The organism is Pseudomonas sp. GW821-FHT02H09, from assembly GCF_059421425.1.
Map to the genome: position 1 here is coordinate 29,029 of NZ_JBWKVA010000020.1, position 24,613 is coordinate 53,641.

Annotated in this window: 25 protein-coding genes; 6 read left to right on the forward strand and 19 right to left on the reverse strand. The window is 58.6% G+C overall.

All coding sequences use genetic code 11. The annotated features are described in order from the left end of the window. Nucleotides 1-127: 127 nt before the first annotated feature. Nucleotides 128-841, forward strand: coding sequence for a UTRA domain-containing protein (locus AC07VR_RS23880; RefSeq protein ID WP_494993760.1), 714 nt, complete (start codon nt 128-130; stop codon nt 839-841). A 158-nt stretch (nt 842-999) separates the two neighbouring features. Here AC07VR_RS23880 and AC07VR_RS23885 read toward each other — a convergent pair whose 3' ends face one another. The 7 genes from AC07VR_RS23885 to minC all read right to left on the reverse strand — a co-directional run bounded on the left by AC07VR_RS23885 (nt 1,000) and on the right by minC (nt 7,875). Beyond that, complete coding sequence (locus AC07VR_RS23885) at nt 1,000-3,159, reverse strand: mechanosensitive ion channel family protein (RefSeq protein WP_495012771.1); 2,160 nt, start codon at nt 3,157-3,159, stop codon at nt 1,000-1,002. Nucleotides 3,160-3,237: 78 nt separating this feature from the next. Continuing rightward, complete coding sequence (locus AC07VR_RS23890) at nt 3,238-3,414, reverse strand: hypothetical protein (protein ID WP_494993762.1); 177 nt, start codon at nt 3,412-3,414, stop codon at nt 3,238-3,240. A gap of 135 nt (nt 3,415-3,549) precedes the next feature. Next, nucleotides 3,550-4,839: a M18 family aminopeptidase gene (locus tag AC07VR_RS23895; RefSeq protein WP_494993763.1), complete on the reverse strand. Its 1,290-nt coding sequence runs from the start codon at nt 4,837-4,839 to the stop codon at nt 3,550-3,552. A 212-nt stretch (nt 4,840-5,051) separates the two neighbouring features. Next, nucleotides 5,052-5,687 carry an RluA family pseudouridine synthase gene (locus AC07VR_RS23900; protein ID WP_494993764.1) on the reverse strand — a complete coding sequence of 212 codons (636 nt, stop codon included), beginning with the start codon at nt 5,685-5,687 and terminating at the stop codon, nt 5,052-5,054. Between the two features lie 186 nt (nt 5,688-5,873). Continuing rightward, nucleotides 5,874-6,128, reverse strand: a complete 255-nt coding sequence (minE, locus tag AC07VR_RS23905) for a cell division topological specificity factor MinE (RefSeq protein ID WP_007928666.1) — start codon at nt 6,126-6,128, stop codon at nt 5,874-5,876. After that, nucleotides 6,128-6,940 carry a septum site-determining protein MinD gene (gene minD, locus AC07VR_RS23910; RefSeq protein WP_494993765.1) on the reverse strand — a complete coding sequence of 271 codons (813 nt, stop codon included), beginning with the start codon at nt 6,938-6,940 and terminating at the stop codon, nt 6,128-6,130. Before minD ends, minE begins: the two co-directional genes overlap by 1 nt. Nucleotides 6,941-7,140: 200 nt before the next feature. After that, a complete protein-coding gene (minC, locus tag AC07VR_RS23915; protein WP_495012808.1) occupies nt 7,141-7,875 on the reverse strand; it encodes a septum site-determining protein MinC in 735 nt (244 codons plus the stop codon). A gap of 121 nt (nt 7,876-7,996) precedes the next feature. Here minC and AC07VR_RS23920 point away from each other — a divergent pair, with 121 nt between their 5' ends. Continuing rightward, nucleotides 7,997-8,929, forward strand: coding sequence for a lipid A biosynthesis lauroyl acyltransferase (locus tag AC07VR_RS23920; protein ID WP_494993766.1), 933 nt, complete (start codon nt 7,997-7,999; stop codon nt 8,927-8,929). Nucleotides 8,930-8,968: 39 nt separating this feature from the next. Beyond that, on the forward strand, nt 8,969-10,141 hold the full coding sequence (locus tag AC07VR_RS23925) for a patatin-like phospholipase family protein (RefSeq protein WP_494993767.1): 1,173 nt from the start codon (nt 8,969-8,971) through the stop codon (nt 10,139-10,141). 67 nt (nt 10,142-10,208) lie between these two features. On the opposite strand, the gene AC07VR_RS23930 is transcribed toward AC07VR_RS23925, so the two are convergent. The 9 genes from AC07VR_RS23930 to puuE form a co-directional block, all read right to left on the reverse strand. Beyond that, the gene (locus AC07VR_RS23930) at nt 10,209-11,063 is read right to left on the reverse strand and encodes a pirin family protein (RefSeq protein WP_495012772.1); all 855 of its coding nucleotides are present in this window, start codon (nt 11,061-11,063) and stop codon (nt 10,209-10,211) included. Nucleotides 11,064-11,312: 249 nt separating this feature from the next. Continuing rightward, nucleotides 11,313-12,098 (reverse strand): outer membrane protein OmpK, encoded by a 786-nt coding sequence (locus AC07VR_RS23935; RefSeq protein WP_494993769.1) that lies wholly within the window; start codon nt 12,096-12,098, stop codon nt 11,313-11,315. Further along, a complete protein-coding gene (locus tag AC07VR_RS23940) occupies nt 12,095-12,241 on the reverse strand; it encodes a hypothetical protein (protein ID WP_494993770.1) in 147 nt (48 codons plus the stop codon). The genes AC07VR_RS23935 and AC07VR_RS23940 overlap by 4 nt, the downstream gene beginning before the upstream one ends. Nucleotides 12,242-12,672: 431 nt before the next feature. Further along, nucleotides 12,673-14,031 (reverse strand): nucleobase:cation symporter-2 family protein, encoded by a 1,359-nt coding sequence (locus AC07VR_RS23945; RefSeq protein WP_495012773.1) that lies wholly within the window; start codon nt 14,029-14,031, stop codon nt 12,673-12,675. A 142-nt stretch (nt 14,032-14,173) separates the two neighbouring features. Continuing rightward, nucleotides 14,174-15,472 (reverse strand): urate hydroxylase PuuD, encoded by a 1,299-nt coding sequence (locus AC07VR_RS23950; protein ID WP_495012774.1) that lies wholly within the window; start codon nt 15,470-15,472, stop codon nt 14,174-14,176. A 50-nt stretch (nt 15,473-15,522) separates the two neighbouring features. Continuing rightward, nucleotides 15,523-16,026 carry an ureidoglycolate lyase gene (locus AC07VR_RS23955; protein WP_495012775.1) on the reverse strand — a complete coding sequence of 168 codons (504 nt, stop codon included), beginning with the start codon at nt 16,024-16,026 and terminating at the stop codon, nt 15,523-15,525. A 139-nt stretch (nt 16,027-16,165) separates the two neighbouring features. Beyond that, on the reverse strand, nt 16,166-17,161 hold the full coding sequence (gene alc, locus AC07VR_RS23960) for an allantoicase (protein ID WP_494993773.1): 996 nt from the start codon (nt 17,159-17,161) through the stop codon (nt 16,166-16,168). A gap of 90 nt (nt 17,162-17,251) precedes the next feature. Next, nucleotides 17,252-17,767 carry a 2-oxo-4-hydroxy-4-carboxy-5-ureidoimidazoline decarboxylase gene (gene uraD / locus AC07VR_RS23965; RefSeq protein ID WP_495012776.1) on the reverse strand — a complete coding sequence of 172 codons (516 nt, stop codon included), beginning with the start codon at nt 17,765-17,767 and terminating at the stop codon, nt 17,252-17,254. After that, nucleotides 17,764-18,693 carry an allantoinase PuuE gene (gene puuE, locus AC07VR_RS23970; protein WP_495012777.1) on the reverse strand — a complete coding sequence of 310 codons (930 nt, stop codon included), beginning with the start codon at nt 18,691-18,693 and terminating at the stop codon, nt 17,764-17,766. The genes uraD and puuE overlap by 4 nt, the downstream gene beginning before the upstream one ends. Before the next feature lie 436 nt (nt 18,694-19,129). Here puuE and uraH point away from each other — a divergent pair, with 436 nt between their 5' ends. Then, on the forward strand, nt 19,130-19,483 hold the full coding sequence (gene uraH / locus AC07VR_RS23975) for a hydroxyisourate hydrolase (RefSeq protein WP_489357023.1): 354 nt from the start codon (nt 19,130-19,132) through the stop codon (nt 19,481-19,483). A 115-nt stretch (nt 19,484-19,598) separates the two neighbouring features. On the opposite strand, the gene AC07VR_RS23980 is transcribed toward uraH, so the two are convergent. From AC07VR_RS23980 to AC07VR_RS23990, 3 genes are all read right to left on the reverse strand, one after another. Beyond that, complete coding sequence (locus tag AC07VR_RS23980; protein WP_494993776.1) at nt 19,599-20,225, reverse strand: LysE family translocator; 627 nt, start codon at nt 20,223-20,225, stop codon at nt 19,599-19,601. A 64-nt stretch (nt 20,226-20,289) separates the two neighbouring features. After that, the gene (locus tag AC07VR_RS23985) at nt 20,290-21,639 is read right to left on the reverse strand and encodes an NCS2 family permease (RefSeq protein ID WP_494993777.1); all 1,350 of its coding nucleotides are present in this window, start codon (nt 21,637-21,639) and stop codon (nt 20,290-20,292) included. Between the two features lie 362 nt (nt 21,640-22,001). Next, on the reverse strand, nt 22,002-22,442 hold the full coding sequence (locus AC07VR_RS23990; protein ID WP_495012778.1) for a MarR family transcriptional regulator: 441 nt from the start codon (nt 22,440-22,442) through the stop codon (nt 22,002-22,004). Nucleotides 22,443-22,523: 81 nt separating this feature from the next. Between AC07VR_RS23990 and AC07VR_RS23995 the strand changes: the two genes are divergently transcribed. Then, nucleotides 22,524-23,690, forward strand: coding sequence for an aminotransferase-like domain-containing protein (locus AC07VR_RS23995; protein ID WP_495012779.1), 1,167 nt, complete (start codon nt 22,524-22,526; stop codon nt 23,688-23,690). Nucleotides 23,691-23,701: 11 nt separating this feature from the next. After that, nucleotides 23,702-24,304 (forward strand): glutathione S-transferase family protein, encoded by a 603-nt coding sequence (locus tag AC07VR_RS24000; RefSeq protein ID WP_494993780.1) that lies wholly within the window; start codon nt 23,702-23,704, stop codon nt 24,302-24,304. Nucleotides 24,305-24,613: the final 309 nt, after the last annotated feature.

Genomic DNA, 24,613 nt, shown 5'->3' on the forward strand with positions numbered 1-24,613 from the left:
ACCGTTGGGCGGCTTTGTCATCTGGCAGTCATGTGCATTGCCTAGGCTTGCATAGAGTTGAAGGAGCCGATTTGAAGTGCGGTTCTGCCCATAAACAGTGCTGGCCTAGTCCAGATAGGTAACGTTGATGCGTGAAGAGGCAACCAAAGCGGTGACAGCCATTGGGCAGGTTTTGCAGGAACAGATCGAACACGGTCTGTTGCCGCCCGGCGTCAAACTGCCGGCCGAGCGCAAACTCAGCGAGTTGTTTGGTACCACGCGAATCACCGTGCGTGAGGCGTTGTTACAATTGGAGGCGCAAGGGCAGATTTACCGTGAGGAGCGCCGCGGCTGGTTTGTCTCACCGCCACGCCTGGCCTACAACCTGATGCAGCGCAGTCACTTCCACGCCATGGTCAGCGCCCAGGGCCGGGTGCCGTCCACCGAAGTGATTTCGGCGCGTTTGCAACCGGCGTCGGCGGCGGTCTGTGCCTGGCTGCAGTTACCGGCGTTATCGAGTGTGATCCAGATCTGCCGCGCGCGACGTATCGATGAGCGCCTGGTGCTATATGTCGAGCACTACCTCAATCCGCAGTATTTTCCGAAGATTCTTGATTTTGACCTGAATCAGTCGATCACTGAGCTCTATGCGCGGCATTACGATTTGCATTACGGGCGGGTGCGTTTTGAGATCGTTCCGACTTCGTTGCAGGTGGATGCGGCGGCGGCGTTGAAGGTTTCGGTGGGCAGTCCCGGGCTGCGGATTGCCCGGGTCAATTATGATCAGCACGGAAGGCTGATCGATTGCGATCTGGAGTTTTGGCGACATGATGCGATTCATGTCGGGGTGGATGTGGTGTAAAGCGCCCCGCCGGCTACAGATCCCTTCCCTTGTAGGAGCCGAGCTTGCTCGCGATGACGGCCTGACAGTCAGCCTATTTCTTGATGGTGTACATATCCATTGCCGCTGAAACGCACATGTACACCGTCAACGCAGGTCCAGACTGGCGCCCGACAGCCTCACTCCTTCTCCATCCCACCATTCCCCGGCGTCACAACCTGCACACTCATGCGCGGTGTCGCCAGATCCAGCCCCGCTTCATCCAGATGTCGCTTGAGCGACAGGTTGAACGCTCGGGATACTTCCCATTGCTTGATCGGTGCGGTCTTGAAACGCGCCCGCAAAATCGCGCTGCCTGACTCGAAGCTTTCTACGCCCTGAATTTCCAGCGGTGACCAGATGTCCCTGCGTTGCAACGGGTCAGTGCGCATTTTCTGACCCACTTCGCGCATCAGTTTGATCGCGTCGTCGATTTCCATGTTGTAGGGAACGGCTACCCTGAAGATCGCGTAGCCGAACTCCCGCGAGTAGTTCTTGATGCTTTTGATTTCGCTGAACGGAATCGTGTGGACGATACCGTCGATGTCCCGCAGGCACACGGTGCGGATGGTCAGGCCCTCGACCGTACCCAGGTGGCCGCCAACATCCACATAGTCGTCGATGGCCAGCGAGTCTTCGATGATGATGAACAGCCCGGTGATCAGGTCGGCGACCAGCGACTGGGCCCCGAAACCGATGGCCAGACCGATCACACCGGCACCGGCCAGCAGTGGCGTGACGTTCATGCCCATGTTCGCCAGGGCGACGATCAGCGCAATGATGAAAATAGCCACGAACAGCACGTTACGGATCAGCGGCATCATGGTTTGCGCGCGGGCATTGGCCTGGCCTTTGCGCGAGCGGGTCAGCGCGTGATGCACGGCGGTGTCGCTGAGAATCCAGATCAGCCAGGCGAAGATCAGCGTGCCGCCGAGGCTGAACAGTTTGACGCTGATTTCGTGGCCTTCGCCTTCGGTAAAGCGGATCAGTGACATCCCCCAGACCCGCAGCCCGAGTTCAATGAACGCCAGCCACACCACCAGGTGCGCGAGGGTATAGAAGAAGTTTTTCAGACGGTCCGAATACAGGGCATGGCGTTTGAGCCCGCGCTGGGGTTTGAGCGCATGGCGGCGTACCAGTCCGTTGATCACCATGCACAGCACCAGCAACACTGTGCAGATCAGCGATTGGCGCAATGCGGTGCTGGTATCGCCGGCCGACACGAACGTGGCGAACAGCGAGATTGCCACCAACACCAGCGCGGGCAAGTACCAGAAGGTCCCGAGAATTTCGATGGTGTCGCTCAGGGCGCGACGGGTCAGGCGCCGTGACAACGGCTGGTTGCGGATCAAATGTGCGATCGGCCGACGGAAACGCAGGATGAACATGCCGGTGGACAGCGCTGCCAGCACATTGGCAAAGGTCGCGGCGGTGTGCGCCAGATGGCTGCCGAGGCTGGCCACCAGGCGCGGGTCGTTCAGGGCTTCACCGAAGGCAGCAAAGCTGCCGATCAGCCACAACGGGCGAAAGGCCTGATGCCGAAGGATGTACAGGGCGCGATGACGGTGCGGGCCGTCGAGCACGGAAAATGCCACCACGCAGACCGCCGAGAAACAGGTGCCGACCACCAGTGCGTAGGCCAACACCATCGCCAGGTCTTTGCCTAATGATGAGGGCAGGGAATAGCTCATATAGACGGTGATCAACAGCGCGATCATCCACGGGCCGAGTTTGCGCAGGGCAAAGCGCAGCATGTCCCAGGTCTTGGGGTGTTGCGGCAACTCTTCAGTGAGACCGAAGCGCAGGCGCACCCGATGACTGAGCCAGATCAGCGCGGCCGCCAGGAGGCTCCAGAGCATCAGAATCAAGGCGAAGGCGAAGATGATTGGCAGCCACTCACTGGCCGGCAGCATTAGTTCGGACAGTTCATCCTTGGCCAGATCGAACTCTTCTGACCATCGGGACAGGGGGCTGTCAGCGCCTGAGAACTGCTTTTCGAAACTGGCCAGCGTGCCGCCGATCAACCCGAGTACGCCTTCTTCGGTGACGGGCTGGGCCTTTTTGGTGGTGTCGCGGAGTTTCTTCAGGTCGGTCAGCAGTTTTGCGCGTTGCTGATCGTTTTCCAGCGACTTGATCACTTCGTCCAGCGATTGCCCAAGGGGTTCCTGCGCTTGCTGCTGGGGATTCGCCGTGCTGTGGAGCAGGCTCGGCAGACCGACAGCCTGAACCGGAACGATGGGAAGCAGCATCAATAGACAGATGAGGAAGCAGGAGGGCAGGGCAAAAAGACGAGCGAACACTAGGCAGTCAACCTCGAGAAGTGCGGGTCGACCGAGTGTACGAGTCACTTAAAATCAATGCGAGCGCAGCGAGCGCATTTATTCGGCGAGTTTGGCGAGGATCTTGTAAAGCACAGTGGCGAGAATCAGCAACATGCCGATCCACATACTGAAGACGCCGGCGTTTTTATCGCGGAAGTTGAAACCGACGGCCAACAGGATCATGCCTGCCAGGATCGGAATAAGCATGGCGTGGAACGCAGACATCGAAAACATGGCGACAGCCTTGTCAGAGGGGATTGGCATAAGTCTAGGTGGCTTTTGCACAATCCGGATTGATGTCTATCAGAAACGAAATCAGGGGGATCGTGGTGTCCGGAAGGGATCCCGATTGCCCCCCAAAATGCAGGCTTATGGCAAATCGCGGCTGGCGTAGAACGCGCTGAGTACTTTCACCAGGTGTGCGAGGTCGTGGCTGCCGCACAGTTCGCGGATCGAGTGCATGGCGAAGGTCGGCAGGCCGATGTCCACGGTGCGTACGCCGAGGTGGCTGGCGGTGATCGGGCCGATGGTCGAGCCGCAGCCCATGTCGCTGCGCACCACGAAGCTTTGTACCGGCACTTCTTCGGCCATGCATAGGTGGCGGAAGAAGCCTGCGGTTTCGCTGTTGGTGGCGTAGCGCTGGTTGCTGTTGACCTTGATCACCGGACCGGCATTGAGTTTCGGGCCGTGGTTGGCGTCGTGTTTGTCGGCGTAGTTGGGATGCACGCCGTGGGCGTTGTCGGCCGAGACCAGCAGTGACTTCTGAATGGTCCGTACGAACTCGTCACCCTCGGGCAACAGACGGCGCAAGGTTTGCTCAAGCATCGGGCCATCGGCGCCACAGGCGGAGCAGGAACCGACTTCTTCGTGATCGTTGCACACCAGCACGCAGGTTTCGTCTGTCTCGGCAGTGAGTAACGCTTGTAGACCGGCGTAGCACGACAGCAGGTTGTCCAGGCGCGCGCCGGCGATGAAATCGCCATGCAGGCCAATGATCGCGGCGCTTTGAGTGTCGTAGAAGCTCAGCTCGTAATCGAGCACCACGTCGGCGTTCAGGCCATGTTCTCGAGCAAGCTGGTCGGTCAATACCGCGCGGAAGTCCACCCGCTCATCGCCGGCAAACTGCGCGAGGATCGGCGGCAGTTCGGTTTGGGCATTGATTGCCCAGCCCATGTTGGCTTCGCGATTGAGGTGGATGGCCAGGTTGGGAATGGTGGCAATCGGTAGTTTGAAGTCGATCAGCTGACTCTCGACCTTGCCGTCACGACGGAAGGTCACGCGCCCGGCCAGGGACAGGTCGCGGTCGAACCACGGTGCGAGTAGTGCGCCACCATAAACTTCTACGCCCAGTTGCCAGAAGCCCTGGCGTTGCAGCTCGGGTTGCGGTTTGACCCGCAGGCACGGGCTGTCGGTGTGTGCGCCCACCAGGCGGATACCGCCGTGCAGCGGTGAGTGTCGGCCGAGCTTGAAGGCGACGATAGAGGAGTCGTTGCGGGTGACGTAGTAGCGACCATTGGTTTCGGTGGTCCAGGGCTCGCGCTCATCAAGGCGCTGATAACCTGCCGCTTCCAGACGCTGAACGAGACTGGCGGTGGCATGAAACGGGGTAGGGGAGGCCTTGAGAAAGTCGATCAGGCCTTGGTTCAACTCTTCGCGCATAAGTAACTCCAGACAGCAGTGGCGCAAGTTTACCGTATTGACTGCAGATTTGGCGCGGCACGCTCCTGTAGCAGTTGCCGAAGGCTACGTCCGGCTGCGAAGCAGTCGTAATCCAGCGCTCGCGGTTATCCAGACACATCGCAATCGCGCCTGTTACGACTGCTTCGAAGCCGGACGCAGCCTTCGGCAGCTGCTACAGGGGGGCGTCAGGCTCAGAACGGTGCCGGGCACTCGAAGCGCAAGCGCTCGCCGCTTTGCGGATGAGTGAAGCTGAGCATGCTTGCGTGCAGGCACAACCGCGGCCAGGCGGCCAATGCTTGTGGATGGGCATAGAGCCCGTCGCCCAGTAGCGGGTGGCCGATGGAGAGCATGTGCACACGCAATTGGTGCGAACGGCCGGTGATGGGGGTCAGTTCAACCCGGCACCAGTCGCCACAGCGTTCCAGCACACGCCAGAAGGTCAGGGCGTTTTTGCCGAACTCGTGGTCCACCACATGTCGCGGTTTGGTCGGTGGGTCGTAGCGCAGCGGCAAGTCGATGCTACCGCTGTCCAGTTCCGGTTGGCCCCAGCAGAGCGCGGTGTAGGCTTTTTCGGTTTCGCGGTCGTGAAACTGTCGAGACAGCTCGCGGTGAGTGTCAGCGTCGCGGGCCAACAGGATGATGCCGGAGGTTTCCCAGTCCAGTCGATGGACGATTCGCGCTTCCGGGTAGCCGTTTTCTTGCAGGCGGGTGATCAGGCAGTCCTTGTTGTCTTCGGCGCGACCGGGCACGGAAAGCAACAGGGTAGGCTTGTCCACCACCAGAACGGCGGCGTCCTGATGGATGATGCGGATATTCGACAACGGCATTAAAACAGCCTCGTAACAAACGCCAACGGCGACTCGGGCCCCTCACGGCCCTCTGTAGGAGCCGAGCTTGCTCGCGATAGCATCAACCCGGTGTGCCAGACTCACCGAGTTGCCTGCATCGCGAGCAAGCTACGCTCCTACAGAGGGCCGAAGGAACCTGAGTCGCCGTGGCTCCAGCCGGATCGATCAACGATCAGGCAGGGTGATATTGAGTTCCAGAATCGAGCAGCTGCCCTGGTTTTCCAGCGCGACATGCACGTCATCGGACCCGATATTGACGTACTTGCGAATCACCTCGACCAGTTCCTTCTGCAAGGCTGGCAGGTAGTCCGGGGTGGTGCGTTGGCCGCGTTCGTGCGCCACGATGATCTGTAGACGCTCTTTCGCAACCGACGCGGTACTTACCTTTTTGCTGGCACGAAAGAAGTCAAAAAGATTCATTATCTACCTCCAAACAGGCGCTCGAAGAATCCCTTCTTCGTGACATCGAGAAAACGATGCTCCACGGTCTTGCCCAGCAGACGGTCGACGGCATCGCTGTACGCCTTGCCGGCGTCGCTTTGGTCGTCGAGAATCACAGGCACGCCCTGGTTCGAAGCCTTGAGTACCGCTTGGGATTCCGGGATGACACCCAGCAGGGTCACCGCGAGAATATCTTTGACGTCTTCGACGCCGAGCATTTCGCCATTGCTGACGCGCTCGGGGTTGTAGCGGGTCAGCAGCAGGTGTTCCTTGATCGGCTCTTCGCCTTTTTCGGCGCGACGCGATTTGCTGGCCAGCAAACCCAGCATGCGGTCGGAGTCACGCACCGAGGACACTTCCGGGTTGGTCACGATAATCGCTTCGTCGGCGAAGTACATGGCCAGGTGGGCGCCTTTCTCGATGCCCGCCGGAGAATCGCAAACTACGAATTCGAAGTCTTCCTTGAGTGCCATGAGCACTTTTTCCACGCCTTCCTGGGTCAGCGCGTCTTTGTCACGCGTCTGGCTTGCGGCCAGCACGTAGAGGTTTTCCAGGCGTTTGTCCTTGATCAGCGCTTGCTGCAGGTTCGCTTCACCGTTGACCACGTTGACGAAGTCGTACACCACACGGCGCTCGCAACCCATGATCAGGTCAAGGTTACGCAAACCGACGTCGAAGTCGACGATGACTGTTTTGTGACCGCGCAAAGCGAGGCCGGTACCGATAGCGGCGCTGGTGGTGGTCTTACCCACACCACCCTTGCCGGATGTAACCACGAGAATCTTGGCCAAGGTGTTTCACCCCTAAGGAAAAAGGACTTTTAGCCCCTGAAAAACATCTCTTGAAAACTACTGCAGTCGGACAGCCTTGGCTGGGATTCGATTAATAAGCGGGGTTTACTTGCGGTAAACACTGCTTTGCGCCGATTCCTACTTCGTTTGAGCTGTTTTCGCTACGTTTTAGAGATGCTTGGAAAATGCGGCAGTATCCGTTAAAGACGAGTGATGTTCAACACGTCACCCGACAGGCTGATCTGAACCCCAGAGCCCCACAGTGGATCGCGGCGCAAGTCTTCGGAAACCTTGTATTGGCCGGCAATCGACACCAGTTCGGCACTCAATTGCTGACAAAAAATTCTGGCTCTGGTGTCGCCCCTGACTCCAGCCAGGGCGCGACCACGCATCGGGCCGTATACATGGATATTGCCATCGGCGAGAAGTTCCGCGCCGGGGCTGACCGAGGAGACCACTACCAGATCGCCACCCTGGGCGTAAATCTGCTGCCCGCCGCGTACCGGCGAGGTGATGATTTTGGTCGGTTTGATAGTCGGTTCCGGCGGCTTTTCCGGTTTTTTCTTCTCGCCTTCGTGCGGATCGAGCGGACGCTCCCGTGCGCCGGAGGGCGGCAATACCGGAAGATCCACGGCAATGGCAGCGGCGATGTCTTCGATCCGGCTGGCGCGGATGGCCAGCGTGCGCAGGCCATGTTGGCGACAGATGCGCATCAGGCCTGGCAGGTCGACGGCGCCTTCGGTGGCCGGCAGTTTGTCCAGGGCCAGCACCAGCGGGGCATTGCTGAAGAAGTTCGGCGCCTGGGCGACTTTCGCCGCTAACTGGCGGTCAAGGCCTTCGAGGTCATTGCGGGCCAGTTCCAGCACCGTAATTGCGAGCATGCTGCCCTTCAACTGGAACACAGGTTCTTGGTCTAGCGGTTCGGTTTGGGTCATGGTCGGCATTAAACGGCTTGTCACTAAAAGTGCCGAGACTTATAACGAGAACGCCCGCTAGCCGCAACCCGGGTCGAACCGTTGTAGAATGCGCGGCCTTGTTGTCTGTCCGGAATCTGTAATGGATCGCCCGCGTTTTCGAACTACATTTTTTCTTCCGCGTTTTTGGCCGCTGTGGTTTGGCCTCGGCCTGCTATGGTTGATCGTTCAGTTGCCATATTCCGTGCTGCTGCTGATCGGCCGCGCCTTGGGGGCGTTGATGTATCGGGTGGCAACTGACCGGCGGCGCATTGCCAAGCGCAACCTGGAACTGTGTTTTCCGGAAAAGTCCGCCGCCGAGCGCAAGCGCCTGCTCAAGGAAAACTTCGCCTCCACCGGCATCGCTTTTTTCGAAATGGCCATGAGCTGGTGGTGGTCCAGGTCGCGGCTGGCGGGTCTGGCTCATGTAGAAGGGCTGGAGCACCTCAAGCAGGCCCAGCGCGAGGGCAAGGGCGTGATCCTGATGGCGCTGCATTTCACCACGCTGGAAATCGGCGCAGCCTTGCTCGGTCAACAGCACACCATTGACGGCATGTACCGCGAGCACAAGAACTCGTTGTTCGACTTTATTCAGCGCCGTGGCCGTGAACGGCACAACCTCGACTCCCTGGCGGTGGAGCGCGACGACGTGCGCGGTATGCTCAAACTGCTGCGTGCCGGCCGCGCGATCTGGTATGCGCCGGATCAGGACTACGGCGCCAAGCAGAGCCTGTTCGTACCGCTGTTTGGCATTCAGGCGGCGACGGTCACCGCCACCAGCAAGTTCGCTCGATTGGGCAAAGCGCTGGTGGTGCCCTTTACCCAGGAACGCCTGGCCGACGGTAGCGGTTACCGCTTGGTCATCCATCCACCGATGACGCAATTCCCGGGAGAGAGTGAAGAAGCTGATTGTCTGCGGATCAATCAATGGGTCGAGGGTGCGCTGCGCGAATGTCCGCAGCAATATCTCTGGGCCCATCGCCGCTTCAAGAGCCGGCCACCGGGTGAGCCGAAGTTGTATGCCAAGCGTGGCTGACGCAATGCCGTTAGATTGCAGGCACCATGGAGTGTTGCGATGAGTTCAGCTGAACCGGTCACGGGTTTGATTCTTTCTGGCGGTGGGGCTCGGGCGGCGTATCAGGTTGGGGTGTTGGCGGCGATTGCCGAGTTATTGCCGGCGGGGACGCCGAATCCGTTTCCAGTGATCGTTGGTACGTCCGCAGGAGCGATCAACGCGGTCAGCCTGGCCAGCGGGGCAATGGATTTTGGCGGCGCGATCCAGCGTCTGACGGCGTTCTGGCAGGGTATTCGCAGCCATCAGGTGATGCGCAGCGATTGGCCAGGGGTGATCAGCCAAGCCACACGGTTTGTCGGGCATAGCCTGCTGGGGGTGGGCGCTCAAGTGCCGGTGGCGCTGATCAACAGTTCACCGTTACGGCGTTTGTTGAACCGCAAACTTCATTTGTCCGGTATCGAGCAAGCCATCCGGCAAAAGCAATTGCACGCGGTGGCCATCACGGCTTTCGGCTATGAGTCTGGTCAGGCGGTGACCTTCTATCAGGGCGGCGGCACCATTGATGCCTGGTTACGTCATCGACGTATTGGGGTGCCGACTCAGCTGACGGTCGAACACTTGCTGGCCAGCTCAGCGATCCCGTTGTTGTTTGCTCCGGTCAAACTCGGTCAGGAATATTTCGGTGACGGTGCCGTTCGTCAGCCGGCGCCGATCAGCCCGGCCTTGCACCTGGGGGCGAGCCGGGTGCTGGTGGTCGGCGTCAGTGGCAACCCGCGCGGTTTTGACCCACAGCAACCACTGCAACGCACCTACACCGGCCAGCAGCCAAGCCTGGCGCAGATCGGCGGGCACATGCTCAACAGTACCTTCATTGACAGCCTGGAGAGTGACATTGAGTTGCTGCAACGTCTGAACCAGCTCAGCCATCTGCTGCCTGCGGGTACGCCGACCCGCAGCCTCGGGCTGACGCCGGTGGAGGTGCTGGTGATTGCCCCGAGCCAGCCGATTGATGAAATTGCTGCACGCCATCGCCAAGAGCTGCCAGCGGCCTTGCGGCTGTTTCTACGCGGGCCGGGTGCGACCAAAACCAGTGGCGCCGGGGTCCTCAGTTATTTGCTGTTCGAGGCGGGGTATTGCAGCGAACTGATCGAGCTTGGCCGCAGCGATGCCTTGGCCAAGCGCGAGCAGTTATGCCGGTTTCTGGGGTTGCCGATGTTTGCGACGTTGCCTTGAGATTTAGGTTGCTGCTATCGCGAGCTTGTTCGCGATAGCAGCCCTGACTGGCTATGCAAAGCTTGAGTCAGACGGTCAACCGGTCATCCCGAAAATCGCGCAGTGCCTGCTCGATCTCTTCCCGGGTGTTCATCACAAACGGCCCGTACTGCACGATCGGCTCGTCCAGCGGCTTGCCGGCGATTAGCAGAACCCTTGCGCCCGACTGGCTGCTCAGTTGTAAATCGCCCTCATTGGACAAGCGAATCAGCTTACTGGCGCCGATGCTCTGGACCTGCCCCGGCAGCTCCACCTGGCCTTCGTAGACATACAGCAGCGCACGATGCCCCTCGGGCAGGCGAGGGCTGATGCTGCTGCCCGCCGGTAGATGAATGTCGAAGTAATGCGGCTCGGTATCCGGGCGCTCAACCGCACCGACTTGCTGTATCTGGCCGTCATCGAACCGACCGGCGATCACCACCACCTCGACGCCGTTTTTGGTCTTTGTCCGTGGAATATCTGCCGGCTGAATATCCCGGTAACTGGCGGTGTCGAGTTTGTGCTTGCCCGGCAGGTTCAGCCACAGCTGGAAACCGCGCATCACGCCTTCTTCCTGTTCCGGCATTTCACTGTGAATGATGCCCTTGGCCGCGGTCATCCATTGCACGCCACCGCCCTCGAGCAAGCCGACATTGCCCAGATGGTCTTCGTGGCGCATGCGGCCTTCCAGCATGTAGGTCACGGTTTCAAAACCGCGATGGGGATGCGGTGGGAAGCCGGCAATGTAGTCGTCAGGATTTTGCGATCCAAATTCATCGAGCATCAGGAATGGATCGAAACGTTCAACGCCCTGGCCACCGAAGACCCGGGTCAGTTTCACCCCGGCACCGTCGGACGCCGGTTGTCCGGTATGAATGCTGAGTATTTTGCGAGATTGAGTCATTGGTGCAACTCCTGATCAGTGTGGAATGGACCCATGCTACGTCAGGCCAATTGATCATTGGTTGCGAATTTTGCGGGATAGTTATCTGGTTTTTCGATTGTTCTATAGGGGAACGGGTGATGGCCTCGAAAAGATCACAGCCTGCGGCAGCTCCTACGTACAAAACCTGCGTACATTCCGTGGGAGCTGGCGAAGCCTGCGATCTTTTGATCTTCCGTCACGGTACATCGGGAAGATCGGCACTATCGATCAGAAGTGAAATTTCACCAACAAGCTTGCGGTGTCCTGATTGGTTGTGAAGGAGGGGGTGTCCTCGATCCCGTATTTGTTCTTCCAGTAGTCGTATTCGATACCGACGTACAGCTGCTTCTCGCCCCAGTTCAGCGCCTTGCCCAAGTCATATTTGATTTGCGGATTGAAGTGCAGGTTGGCGTGGTAGGTGCCTTTGGCGGTCTGGTCGTTGTCGACCACCCAGTCCATGTAGCCGTCGATCAAGACGTTCGACTTGCCCATCGGGATGGTATAGGACCACACCGGAGTGATCTGCCAGACGTTATTACCCGGGCGGTTGCCTTCAGGATGGCGCTGGTAGAAGTTCAGCTGGAAGTAGTCGAAGCCGGGAATCGCCAGGTCGAAGCCCGGACCAATCAGGTAGGACTCGGTATCGTTTTCGCCAAACTCGTAAGTCATGGCCAGCAAGACATCCTTGATCGGGCCGAACTCCAGCTTCTGGTCGAAGATCTTGCCGAATGACAGGCGTGGGCTGAACTCGCCGTAATAGGTATCCGAGCCAACATCGTGGTCTTTTTTACCGTTGTAGAAGATCCGGTCCAGAAAGAAGAAGTTATCTCCATATTTCCAGGCATCGGCGTGTTCGAAAGTGACGGTTTGCTGGATCGCAGGGTTGACCTTGAAGCCTTTGCCCCATAAGTAAGTCAGGCTGTTGTTCTGCCATTGCAGCAGATCGCCGGCCATCGCCTGCCCCCCCGCCAACAAGGATCCGGCAAGCATCAGGCTGGTGCACGTACGTTTCATTCGGTTGCTCCCAAAGTAGGTTGTTCCACGTATTTTTTAAGTTGGCGCTCTGGTGTGGCGCCTTTTTTCGTTGCTGTAAAAATCATCCGATCGGTCAGCTTTATTGCTGGTAGCAAGAGCTGAACCAAGGCAAAAAAAAACAAAAAAACTCCCGCTCGACTGCCTTGAAACAGTCGATTGAGAGTTGATTCAATTTTGATTCGGTATGCCTCGGGACTAACCGGTGCCGGGATAAGCTGGCTATCTGGTCAGGTTTTATATCTGGAGTTTTTTTTTGAGCGGATTCGGGCGGCCGCGGAGAATACTGGCTCGCGCAGCATGGCTTAAGTGCCCCGTAACAGAGCGCTTGTAACAAGATTAGGGCACGGTTGCGGGCCATCTTAGAGGTGCCCCTTGACCAGCAGGCTGGAGTGTTTGCGTTTCATGGTGTTGCTCCCTGATTGTTTTTATTGTTAAGGCGCAGGCAGCCGCTGACTGCGACCAGGCTTCAAGTCCGGTCGCAGTCATGTGTGTGTAGTGGGTGTTGACTAAAACGGCTGACACCGCGGGGGCGGCAGGCGTACCGCCCCTCAGGTCAGTGCTGGTGGGCTTGCCGAGCGTTACTGGCGGCTCGTTCAGCACCACCCAATATGTTGAACAACAGGTTCAACGAGAGGGCACTGATGGTCGCCATGGCGATGCCGCTGTGGGTGATAGGGCCCATCCACAATGGCAAGTGGCCGAAGAACTCCGGACGGATCACCGGAATCAGGCCCATGCCGATGCTCACCGCTACCAGCAACTGGTTACGACGGTCAGCTATGTCGGCTTCCTGGAGGATTTTGATTCCGGTGGCGGCGACCATGCCGAACATCGCAATCGCCGCGCCGCCGAGTACCGCAGGCGGAATCGAGGCAACCAGAAATGCGGCTTTGGGCAGCAGGCTGAGAATGACCAGCAATCCACCGGCGACGATGGTCACCGAGCGGCAACGCACGCCGGTCATCTGTACCAGCCCAATGTTTTGAGCAAAGGAGGAGTGGGTGAAGGTGTTGAAGAAACCGGCGAAGAACGAGGCGCCGGCGTCACACAGCAAACCACGACGGAGCATCCGTGGAGTGACTTCCTGAGCGGTGATCTTGCCCAGTGCGAGGAACATGCCGGTGGATTCGACGAAGATGATCACCACCACCAGGCACATCGAAAGAATCGGCGCCAGATGAAATTCAGGCATGCCAAAGTGCAGCGGGGTGACGACCTTCAGCCACGGCGCCTGAGCGATGCCGCTGAGGTCGACCATGCCGATGATACCGGAAAGGATGTAGCCCAGACCCATGCCGATCAGTACTGAGATGTTCACCCAGAAACCGCGCATGAACCGGTTGATTAACAGGATGGTCGTCAGTACCAGGGCTGCAATGGTCAGGTAAATAGGGGAACCGAACTGTGCAGCACCGTTGCCACCGCCGGCCCAGTTCACGGCCACGGGGAACAACGACAAACCGATCGAGGTGATGACGGTGCCGGTCACCAAGGGCGGGAAGAAGCGCACCACCCTGGACATAAACGGCGCGATGAGCATGCCGAAGAAACCGGCAGCGATGGTCGCCCCGAAGATCCCGGTCATGCCGATGCCTGGCATGCCAGCCATGGCCACCATGCTGCCCACCGCAGCGAAACTGGCGCCCATCATCACCGGCATACGAATTCCCATGGGACCGATGCCCAGCGATTGCACCACGGTGGCAATCCCGGCAACCAGCAGGTCGGCATTGATCAGGAAGGCGATTTCTTCACGACTCAGGCCCGCGGCCTGTCCGATGATCAGCGGCACAGCAATGGCGCCGCCGTACATCAGCAGAACGTGTTGCAGGCCGACCAGAATCAGTTGCAAAAGGGGCAAGCGCTGAATGGCGGGTGCGTCGGGGATGCGCGCTTCGGATAGCTCGGACATGCAACACCTCGGATCTTTTTTATTCTTGTGATTTTTTGATTCTGGCGACCGCTGCTCGGTCATCGCGGGCAAGCCTCGCTCCTACAGGATCTCACCGTCCGTAGGAGCGAGGCTTGCCCGCGAAGGCGGTTTCAAATGTTGCTTAGTTGGTCCGGGCTCCCTGAGCAATCCAGGCGCCGATCAGGTCACGTTCCTGCTGGGTCATCTGTGTGATGTTGCCCAGGGGCATGATCTGAGTGGTGACAGCCTGGGCCTGAATCCGCGGTGCCAGTTGCTGGATCTGTTGCGGGGTATCGAACATCACCCCGGCCGGAGCTGCGCTGAACAACGGGCTGGTTGGGTTGGCCGAATGGCACACCGCGCAGCGTTCCTGAATCACGCTGTGAACCTTGTTGAAGTCCGGGGCGCTAGCGTTGGCAGTGGAAGCCTGGGTCGGTGCCGCAGCGGGTGGGGCGGCTTCAGGCTTGGCGCCACTGATGGCGGTTTCCGGAATCGGCTGGTACTCGATCTTCGCCGGTGCCTTGGCCACTTCAGGGGCGCTCGACATCTGTGTCGGGCCGGTCACGTAAGCCAGGCAGATCATGCCCAATGCCGCGACAGGCAAGGTCCAGGCGAACTTGTGGCTCTCGTGACGGGTGTTGAAGTAGTGACGCACCAACACCGCCAGCACCGCGATCCCGGCCAGGATCAGCCAGTTGTATTGGCTGCCGTAGGTGCTCGGGAAGTGGTTGCTGATCATGATGAACAGCACCGGCAAGGTGAAGTAGTTGTTGTGCCGCGAACGCAACAGGCCTTTGGCCGGCAACGCCGGATCGGGCGTTCGGTTTTCGGCGATGGCTGCGACGAGCGCGCGCTGTGCCGGCATGATGATACGGAATACGTTACCGACCATGATGGTGCCGATAATGGCGCCGACATGCAGGTACGCACCGCGACCGCTGAACACTTTGCTGAAGCCGTACGCCGCAGCGATCAACAGCACGAACAGGATCAGGCCGAGCAGGGCAGGGCGTTTGCCCAGCGCCGAATCGCACAGGAAGGAATAGACGAACCAGCCGATGAACAACGAGCCGATGCCGATGGCTACGCCTTCAGGGCCGCTCAGGCCGCTGCCGGGTGCCACGAGATACAGAACCGGGTTGGAGTAGAACACCACGCACAACAGCGCGATCCCCGACATCCAGGTGAAGTAGGCTTCCCATTTGAACCAGTGCAGGTTGTCCGGCATGGTCGGCGGGGCCAGTTTGTATTTTTCCAGGTGGTAGATACCGCCACCGTGGATCGCCCACAAGTCGCCTGCCAGACCTTCTTTCGGGTTGACCCGATTGAGGTTGTTTTCCAGCCAGACAAAGTAGAACGAAGCGCCGATCCAGGCGACGCCAGTGATCATGTGAACCCAGCGTATGCTCAGGTTCAGCCATTCCATCAGATGTGCTTGCACAGTCTTTACCTCTCGCCTGTCACTCTGTTGTCGAGTGATCAGACCTTCTCTTATTGGTGGGGGGCGAGGATCAAACGCTCATCCTCTTTGAAAAAATGCTCATCGCAGTTATTGCCTGTGCCACTGCGATCAACCACCAGGAAGTCATCCCGCTTTTCGATCGTCAGCACCGGATGGTGCCAAACGCCGCGATGGTAATTAATGCCCTGCCTGCCGTTGGTGACGAAGGCGCGGACCAAGCCTGATACAGGTTCATCGCCAAGTGGCGCGACCACGATCAGAAAGGGGTTGCGGAGCAGCGGTATGAAAGCCTGGCTGCCCAACGGATGGCGCTCCAGCATGCAAACGGTCAGCGGCATGTCCTGCGCATCGGCGCGGAAGATGCTGATGATCGCCTTGTCGTCTGGCGTGGCCGTTTCAACCTCGGCCAGACGATGGAAGCGCATGGTCGAACCGTTGTTGATCATGAAGTGATCGCTGCCATCGGTTTCGATCACGTCACCGAAAGGGGCGAAGGCTTCTTTGGTCAATGGTTCAATCATCAATGTGCGCATGCTGTTCTTCTTTTCTTTGAGTTCAGTATCGATCGTTCCCACGCTCCGCGTGGGAATGCCGCCATGGACGCTCCGCGTCCGCTGTGACGCGGAGCGTCACGGTATGCATTCCCACGCAGAGCGTGGGAACGATCATCTGTTATTTTGCAACCTTGCCCAGTACACGCAGGCGACTCACACCACCGTCCGGGAACACGTTCAGGCGGATGTGAGTGATAGGGCCCAAGGCTTTGATCTGCTCGGCGAAGGTGTGCTCGGCGTGCATTTCCAGCTTCTGGGCTGGCAGCAGTTCACGCCAGAACAGGCTTTGGGTCTCGATCTGGCTGTCGGTACCACCCTTGACGAACGCGCCCTGGATCGAGCAGGTGTCGGGGTAGTTGCCCTTGAAGTGCAGGGTGTCGACGATGATTTTTTCGATCTCGCCCGGGTGGCCGAGGGCGACGATTACCCAGTCGTTGCCGGGTGTGCGACGGCGGGCAGTTTCCCAGCCGTCGCCCATGTTGATGCCGCGACCCGGGTTCAGGATGTTGCTCATGCGACCGAAGTGTTCGTCGGAGCAAGCGAGGGCGCGACCACCGTTCAGGGCAGCTGCCAGATCGATCTGTTCGTTGTCGCCGACCGCAGACCAGTCGCGGAACGGAATGCCATATACGCGCAGACGCGCTACGCCGCCATCCGGGTAGATGTTGAAACGCAGGTGGCTGAAGGCCTGATCGTTATTGATCTCGTGGAAGTGATGGCTGTTGCCTTGCAACTCGACAGCCGACAGCACTTCGACCCACTGGGTGTTCTCAGTCGGTTCGCCGCAAGCCACGAAGCAGGCTTCCAGGGAGGCAGACGGCGGGAAGTTGCCGGTGAAGAATGAGGTGTCGATGTCCACGCCTTTGATCGAGCCAGGCACGCCCAGGCGGATTACCGCGCTGTCGTAGCCTTCGAAGCGCTTGCGGCGCGACTCCCAGCCGTCCATCCACTTGCCGTTGTCATCGAAAACGCCCTCCTTCCACACGGCCGGGGTCGGCTGGAACAGGCGGTTGGCGTCAGCGAACCAGTCATCGGTGACCGAGATGATTTTGGTGCCCAGGCGGGCGTCGGCCAGGTTGACGAACTTCTCGAAAGGTACGGCGTAAGCTTTCATTCTTCTTGTCTGCCTTGAAATAAGTGGCTGGGGATGCTCGCAGGGCCCGGGGCGGTTTCGGCGTTCATGAAATCGTCAGGGCCAAGGTTGCTATAGAGTCAGTAATCGGAACAGGGCGATCTTGTTGATCTCTGCCAGCGCGCATTTGAATTCGGTGTCGACCGAGTTGTGGATGCGCGTTTCGAACGCCGCGAGGATCTGATGCCGATCGCTGCCTTTTACCGCCATGATGAAGGGGAACGCGAACTTGCCTTTGTAGGCCTCGTTCAGCTCGGTGAAGCGCTGGAACTCATCGCTCGAGCATTGGTGAATACCGGCGCCAGCCTGTTCATTAGTGCTGGCTTCGGTCAGTTGGCCCTGGACGGCGGCTTTGCCGGCCAGGTCCGGGTGAGCGTTGATCAGTGCCAGCTGACTGGCGTGATCGGCGCTCAACAGGATATCGCTCATGCGCTGGTGCAGGGTTTCAATCTGGTCGATCCCGGCATCCTGGCCCAGGTCGTAGGCCTTTTCGGCAACCCATGGCGAGTGTTCGTAGATATCGGCGAAGGCGTCGACGAAGGCTTCACGGCTCAAGGTTGATGGTTTGAGGGTCCGAAAGGCGCTCATTTCGACTCCCCTCCCTGGTAAGGATGGGTTTGGTGCCAGTGGCGGGCGATGTCGACCCGGCGGCTGAACCAGACCTGCTCGTGGCTCTTGGCGTACTCGATAAAACGCTTCAGTGCGGCCAAACGGGCAGGGCGGCCGATCAGGCGGCAGTGCAAACCGATGGACAGCATCTTCGGCGATTCGGCGCCTTCAGCGTAGAGCACGTCGAACGCGTCTTTGAGGTACTGGTAGAAATCGTCGCCCTTGTTGAACCCCTGAACCTGGGTGAAGCGCATGTCGTTGGTGTCGAGGGTGTACGGGATCACCAGGTGTGGCTTGCCGGTCGGGTTGTTCGGTTCCCAGTAGGGCAGGTCGTCGTCGTAGGTGTCGCAGTCATAGAGAAAACCGCCTTCTTCCATCACCAGGCGACGGGTGTTCGGCCCGGTGCGGCCGGTGTACCAGCCCAGCGGGCGCTCGCCGCTGATTTCGGTGAGGATGCGGATCGCTTCGAGCATGTGCTCGCGTTCCTGCGCCTCGTCCATGTACTGGTAGTCGATCCAGCGGTAACCATGGCTGCAGATCTCGTGACCGGCTTGAACCATGGCGCGGATAACGTCTGGATGGCGCTGGGCGGCCATGGCCACGGCGAAGATGGTCAGCGGAATGTCGAATTCCTTGAACAACTTGAGGATCCGCCAGACGCCGGCACGGCTGCCGTACTCGTAAAGGGATTCCATGCTCATGTTGCGCTCGCCTTGCAGTGGCTGCGCCGAGACCATTTCCGAGAGGAAGGCTTCCGACTCTTTGTCGCCGTGCAGGATGTTGCGTTCGCCGCCTTCCTCATAATTGAGTACGAATGACAAGGCGATGCGGGCATTGCCCGGCCAGTGTGGGTGAGGAGGGTTACTGCCGTAACCGATCAGGTCGCGTGGGTAGTCAGCGCTCACTGCAGTCTTCCTTCTTGTTCGTGGTGTCTTGTTCGTGACAAGGGGTGTGTGACGACCTGGCGATGAGATGACAGGCTGGTGTCACAGCGATGGAATGATTGTATACAACTTTATTGGCACTTTGTAAGCCTGAATTTTTGCAAATTTCACTGATTGTCATCAAAAAAGGGTATTGCAAGAAACCTGCCTGATTGGTCAGCTAATTAATGGGATATCGCCTAATCTCAAGGCGTGGCTGTAAATTCACTTACAACCCAAGGCTGACAGGGCTGAAGGCAGATAGGTGATTTTTATTGTGTACAATTTTTTTGAAAAGTGTCTTAATCAGTCGCTCGCCGCCCTTTTTCGTGCTCCGAAACGGTGCGGTCTCCTTTTTAACTGACTTCGGGAGGCGCGAGGCCTGGCTGCTTGAACCGCAGGCAGGCGCGCAGAATCAATGGGACGTTTGACTACACACGTTTTGGATGCCGCACACGGTTGCCCTGGCAGCTCGATCAAGGTTGAGTTGTACCGGGTTGAAGGCACGCAGCTGGAGCTGGTCGCCAGCGCGCTGACCAACAGCGATGGCCGTTGCGATGCGCCGTTGTTGCAGGGCGATGATTACCGTTCCGGGGTCTATCAACTGCAGTTCCATGCAGGCGACTACTACCGTGCCCGCGGGGTACAGCTGCCGGAGCCGGCATTTCTCGATGTGGTGGTGCTGCGCTTTGGTATCTCGGCCGAGCAGGATCACTATCACGTGCCCCTGCTGATTTCGCCCTACAGCTATTCGACTTACCGAGGAAGCTAGACTCCCCCACGAATCTGCGCAAAAGCTTCTTTGGTCTTTCGCCCGCTCACACTGCGGGCTTTTTTTTTGTCTGTGTGTAGGAGCAGCCGGTCGACGCTCCTACACCGCGATGCTTTTAGCGGCTCAACAACGAAGCCGCGCCCGCGCCACTGAACAGCCCGGCACTGATTCGGTTGAACCAGCTCTGACCCTTGCCGCTGCGCAGATACCGCGCTGCACCATGGGCACCGAGGCCGTAGGCCAGCTTGCAGAGCAGATCAAGCGCGGTCCAGGTGGCGATCATGATCAACAACTGCGGTAGAAACGGCTGCTCGGCGCTGAGAAACTGCGGCAGAAAGGCGGCGAAGAACAGGATGTCTTTGGGATTGCTCGCACCCAATACAAACGCGCGCCCAAACAGTGCGCGAAAGCGCGGAACAGGTGCCGCGTGTGGCACCTCTGTGGTTCGGGCCGGTTGCCGCGATTGCTGCCAGCTCTGCCAGGCAAGGTAGAACAGGTACAGTGCGCCGACGATTTTCAGTGCGCTGAACAGCTGCTCAGAGGCCAGCAGCAAGGCGCCAAGACCCAATGCCGAGGCGCTGAGCAGGCAGATGGAGGCAATCACTCCGCCCAGAAACGCCGGGTAAGAGCGGCGCAAACCGTAGTTCAAACTGTTGCTGATCATCAATAAAGACAGTGGTCCCGGGATCAGAATTACCACCAGCGCGGCGCCGCTGAACAACAGCCAGGTTTCCAGATTCATCACGTTTCTCCTAATGTGCAAAAGCCCCACCCGGCGGGGTGAGGCTGGTTGAAGCGTCTGTTGCTTACAAGAAAATGAACTTGGCGATAAAGATCGCGCACAGCACCCACAAACTGATGGATATTTCCTTGTGTTTGCCGGTACCGGCCTTCAACACAACATAACTGATGAAGCCCAGTGCGATACCGTCGGCGACCGAGAAGGTCAGCGGCATCATGATCATGGTGACAATCGCCGGAATGCTGTCAGTGGCTTCGCTCCACTTGATGTGCTCCATGCCGCCCATCATGAGCATCGCCACGTATATCAGTGCGCCAGCGGTTGCATAAGCGGGGATCATGCCAGCCAGCGGCGCGAAAAACATCGCGGCAATGAACAGTACGCCAACCGTGACTGCCGTCAGACCGGTACGGCCACCCGCGGCTACACCGGCGGCACTCTCCACATAGCTGGTGACCGGCGGCACACCGACCATTGCGCCAAACACGCTGGAAGCACTGTCGGCTTTCAATGCGCGGGAGAGGTTTTCGATCTTGCCATCAGCGTTCACCAGACCGGCCCGTTGCGCGACGCCCATCAGGGTGCCGGCGGTGTCGAACATGTGCACGAAGAGAAACGCCAGCACCACACTGATCATGCTGACGTTGAACACGCCGGCGATGTCCATGGCCATCCAGGTCGGGGCAAGGCTGGGTGGGGTGGAGAAGATTCCGTTGTACTGCACCAAACCCAGTCCCCAGCCGGCAGCGGTTACGCTGATGATGCTGATCAGGATCGCGCCGAATACCCGGTGATAGCTGAGCACCGCAATCATCAGGAAACAGACCGCTGCCAGCAGCGGACCAGGCTCACGCAGGGAGCCGAGTTTGATCAGGGTGGCCGGGCTGTCAACGATAATCCCGGAGGTTTTCAGGCCGATGATGCCAAGAAACAATCCGACCCCTGCGCCCATCGCATAACGCAAGCTCACCGGAATGCTGTTGAGCAGCCACTCACGCACCCGTGACAGGGTCAGAATCATGAACAGCACACCGGAAATGAACACCGCACCCAGCGCGGTTTCCCAGTTGTAGCCCATGGTGCCGACCACGGTGTAGGTGAAGAAGGCATTCAAGCCCATGCCCGGCGCCAGGCCGACCGGCCAGTTGGCGTACAAGCCCATCAACAGGCAACCCAGCGCGGCGGCGATGCAGGTAGCGACGAAGGCAGCGCCGTGGTCGATCCCGGCGTCAGCCATGATGTTCGGGTTGACGAAGATGATGTAGGCCATGGTGATGAAGGTTGTCAGACCGGCAATCAGCTCGGTCTTCACCGTGGTGCCGTGCAAACTGAGCTTGAAGAGGCGTTCCAGCCAGCTGTTGTTCAACGACGGTGAAAGGTCCAGCGTAGGGGCTTCGGATTTGCGGCTTTCCACAGCGAGTACTCCTCAAGAGTTTTATTGTTTTTTCCAGAACCGGACACGCGATGGTGGGCAGCGGCTCTTTGAGGCATGTAAGGCTTGCGGGCTTTTGTTGACTGTAAGGTCAGGAACTCGCACGAAGCGAATTATGCTTTTGTATACAAATAAAGCAAATAATGTTTTTGTTTTTGTGTGCGAAAAGGATGAAAGGAAGGATATATGGAGAGGGAGGGGCAGATCCCGTTGATTGATCGTTCCCACGCTCTGCGTGGGAATGCATCTTGTGACGCTCCGCGTCACGCTTCAAAGCGGACGCAGAGCGTCCAGGGCGGCATTCCCGCGCGGAGCGCGGGAACGATCAGGAAAGGCGGGGGGCTTCAACTCGAGCGGTTTTCCCCCAGCGCCTTATTCACCGCCAGCCAGCCATTCACCGCAGTCTCGCCGGCCTCGGCAAACACTCGCTGCAAAAGTTTCACCTGCTCACGTCGCAGCGACTGCTCAAAGCGCGCGCCCTCGATGGTCAGCTCCAGCAGACGCTTACGCTTGTCCGAATCTGGCGCAACGCTGTTTACCAGGTGCATTTCCATCAACTGACGCAGTGGAGTGTTCAAGGCTTGCTTGCTCACCCCGAGCACCGTCAGCAGTTCTTTCACGCTGAGGCCTGGATAGCGGGCGATAAAAAACACGATGCGCTGATGCACCCGGCTCAAGCCCCGGCGTGCGAGCATTTCGTCGGCTTTGGCGGTGAACGCCTGGTAACCGAAGAAAAAGGCTTCCATGGCGGCTTGTTGAGTAATTTGATTTTTAAGGTCAAGCATATTGACGTATCTGCGTGTGTCATCGTAATTTCGGTCAACTAGTTTGACTTATTTTCCTCAAGCCTCGCTACGGTGACCACCATGGCTTTTTCCGAACGTGTCTCGCGCCTTAAAAGTTCTTTGATTCGTGAAATCCTCGCCGCAGCCCAGCGTCCGGAAGTGATGTCGTTCGCTGGCGGTCTGCCCGCCGAAGCGATGCTGCCCAAAATCGAATGGACCGGCATGCCGCTGTCGATGGGCCAATATGGCATGAGCGAAGGCGAGCCGGCATTGCGCGAAGCACTTGCGGCCGAAGCTCGAGCCTTGGGTGTGCCGTGCCAGGCCAGCCAGGTATTGGTGGTCAGCGGATCCCAGCAGACCCTCGATCTGGCCGCCAAGCTGTACATCGACAAAGGCACCGAGATCATTCTCGAAGCGCCGACTTACCTGGCGGCACTGCAAATTTTCCAGCTGTTCGGTGCGCACTGCCTGACTGTGCCGCTGCAAGCTGACGGCCCGGATCTGCCGGAATTGCGCGCCCGCCTGGAAAAACACCAGCCAGCATTCATTTACCTGATCCCAACCTTCCAGAACCCATCAGCGGTGCGCTACAGCGAGACCAAACGCGATGCGGTGGCGGCGTTGCTGGACGAGTTTGGCGTGACCCTGATCGAAGATGAACCTTATCGCGAGCTGACTTTCGATGACGGCAGCGCCACACCGATCGTCAGTCGCTTGAAAAAGGCCAGCTGGATTTACACCGGTACGGTGTCCAAGACCTTGCTACCCGGTCTGCGGGTCGGTTATTTGATTGCCAGTCCGGATCTGTTCCCGCACCTGTTGCGGCTCAAGCAGTCAGCCGACCTGCACACCAATCGTGTCGGTCAGTGGCAGGCGATGCAGTGGATCGGCACCGAAAAATTTCGCAACCATCTGGTCGAACTGCGTGGCTTTTACCGCGTGCGCCGCGATGCCTTTCAGGCGGCGCTTGAAAAACACTTCGCCGATCTGGCTGATTGGCAGGTGCCTCAAGGCGGGCTGTTTTTCTGGTTGACCTTGAAAAAACCGCTGGACACCCGCACTTTGCTCAAGCCGGCGCTGGCGCAGGACGTGGCGTTCATGCCGGGCGAACCGTTTTTTTCCGACCCGGATCGCAATCCAGGTCACTTGCGGCTGAATTTCAGCCACATCGATTCAGCGCGTCTGGACGAAGGTCTCAAGCGGCTGGCCGCCGTCGTACGTCAAGCACAAGCTGCGCAGGAAGCTTAAGGGGAGGGGCTATGTACAAGGTTTATGGCGATTACCGTTCGGGCAACTGCTACAAGATCAAGCTGATGCTCAATCTGCTGGGCCTCGAGTTCCAGTGGCAGAGCGTGGATATTTTGAAGGGCGACACCCAGACTGCCGAGTTCCTGGCCAAGAATCCCAATGGCAAGATCCCGGTGCTGGAACTTGAGGACGGCACTTACTTGTGGGAGTCGAACGCGATCCTCAACTTCCTCGCCGACGGCAGTGAGTTCCTGCCGGGCGAACCACGCTTGCGTACCCAGGTTCTGCAATGGCAGTTCTTCGAGCAGTACAGTCACGAGCCGTATATTGCAGTAGCGCGGTTTATCCAGCTCTATCTGGGCCTGCCGGAAGATCGTCGCCACGAATATGAAAAGCTGCAAAAACGCGGTTACAAGGCGTTGGACGTGATGGAGCATCAGCTCACCCGCACGCCGTATCTGGTGGGCGAGCAGTATTCGATCGCGGATATCGCGCTGTACGCCTATACCCATGTCGCCCATGAAGGCGGCTTTGACCTGAGTCGCTATCCGGGGATTCAGGCCTGGATGCAGCGTGTGGCCAGCCATCCAAAGCACATCGGAATGCTCGATTGAGCTGACCGCAAAAACAATTAAACCGGCTCATTGGCTAATGCCAGTCAGTTAAGACATTACGCGAACCGTAGTAGCTGGCGAAGCCTGCGTCCGGCTGCGCAGCAGTCGTAAAACAGTCACTGCGGTATTCCAGACAAATCGTGGAAGCAGGATTTGCGACGGCTTCGCCGCCGGACGCAGCCTTCGGCAGCTGCTACGGGGGACAGTGCTGAACCTGAAATTCCTTAACTGACTGGTATTGGGCTCATTGGCCGGTTTAATTTTGTCTGAAGCCTGTGTTGCCTGTACCCGCCGCATCGCGGGCAAGCC

Excerpts from the sequence above, each read along its gene's own strand:
- uraH (WP_489357023.1), top strand. The coding sequence starts at position 19,130 with ATGGGACGTTTGACTACACACGTTTTGGATGCCGCACACGGTTGCCCT.
- AC07VR_RS23935 (WP_494993769.1), bottom strand. The coding sequence starts at position 12,098 with ATGAAACGTACGTGCACCAGCCTGATGCTTGCCGGATCCTTGTTGGCG.
- AC07VR_RS23930 (WP_495012772.1), bottom strand. The coding sequence starts at position 11,063 with ATGACTCAATCTCGCAAAATACTCAGCATTCATACCGGACAACCGGCG.
- AC07VR_RS23925 (WP_494993767.1), top strand. The coding sequence starts at position 8,969 with ATGAGTTCAGCTGAACCGGTCACGGGTTTGATTCTTTCTGGCGGTGGG.
- AC07VR_RS23955 (WP_495012775.1), bottom strand. The coding sequence starts at position 16,026 with ATGCGCACATTGATGATTGAACCATTGACCAAAGAAGCCTTCGCCCCT.
- AC07VR_RS23890 (WP_494993762.1), bottom strand. The coding sequence starts at position 3,414 with ATGTTTTCGATGTCTGCGTTCCACGCCATGCTTATTCCGATCCTGGCA.
- AC07VR_RS23900 (WP_494993764.1), bottom strand. The coding sequence starts at position 5,687 with ATGCCGTTGTCGAATATCCGCATCATCCATCAGGACGCCGCCGTTCTG.
- AC07VR_RS23880 (WP_494993760.1), top strand. The coding sequence starts at position 128 with ATGCGTGAAGAGGCAACCAAAGCGGTGACAGCCATTGGGCAGGTTTTG.
- alc (WP_494993773.1), bottom strand. The coding sequence starts at position 17,161 with ATGAAAGCTTACGCCGTACCTTTCGAGAAGTTCGTCAACCTGGCCGAC.
- minE (WP_007928666.1), bottom strand. The coding sequence starts at position 6,128 with ATGAATCTTTTTGACTTCTTTCGTGCCAGCAAAAAGGTAAGTACCGCG.
- AC07VR_RS23945 (WP_495012773.1), bottom strand. The coding sequence starts at position 14,031 with ATGTCCGAGCTATCCGAAGCGCGCATCCCCGACGCACCCGCCATTCAG.
- AC07VR_RS23990 (WP_495012778.1), bottom strand. The coding sequence starts at position 22,442 with ATGCTTGACCTTAAAAATCAAATTACTCAACAAGCCGCCATGGAAGCC.
- uraD (WP_495012776.1), bottom strand. The coding sequence starts at position 17,767 with ATGAGCGCCTTTCGGACCCTCAAACCATCAACCTTGAGCCGTGAAGCC.
- AC07VR_RS23895 (WP_494993763.1), bottom strand. The coding sequence starts at position 4,839 with ATGCGCGAAGAGTTGAACCAAGGCCTGATCGACTTTCTCAAGGCCTCC.
- AC07VR_RS24000 (WP_494993780.1), top strand. The coding sequence starts at position 23,702 with ATGTACAAGGTTTATGGCGATTACCGTTCGGGCAACTGCTACAAGATC.
- AC07VR_RS23980 (WP_494993776.1), bottom strand. The coding sequence starts at position 20,225 with ATGAATCTGGAAACCTGGCTGTTGTTCAGCGGCGCCGCGCTGGTGGTA.
- minC (WP_495012808.1), bottom strand. The coding sequence starts at position 7,875 with ATGACCCAAACCGAACCGCTAGACCAAGAACCTGTGTTCCAGTTGAAG.
- AC07VR_RS23995 (WP_495012779.1), top strand. The coding sequence starts at position 22,524 with ATGGCTTTTTCCGAACGTGTCTCGCGCCTTAAAAGTTCTTTGATTCGT.
- AC07VR_RS23920 (WP_494993766.1), top strand. The coding sequence starts at position 7,997 with ATGGATCGCCCGCGTTTTCGAACTACATTTTTTCTTCCGCGTTTTTGG.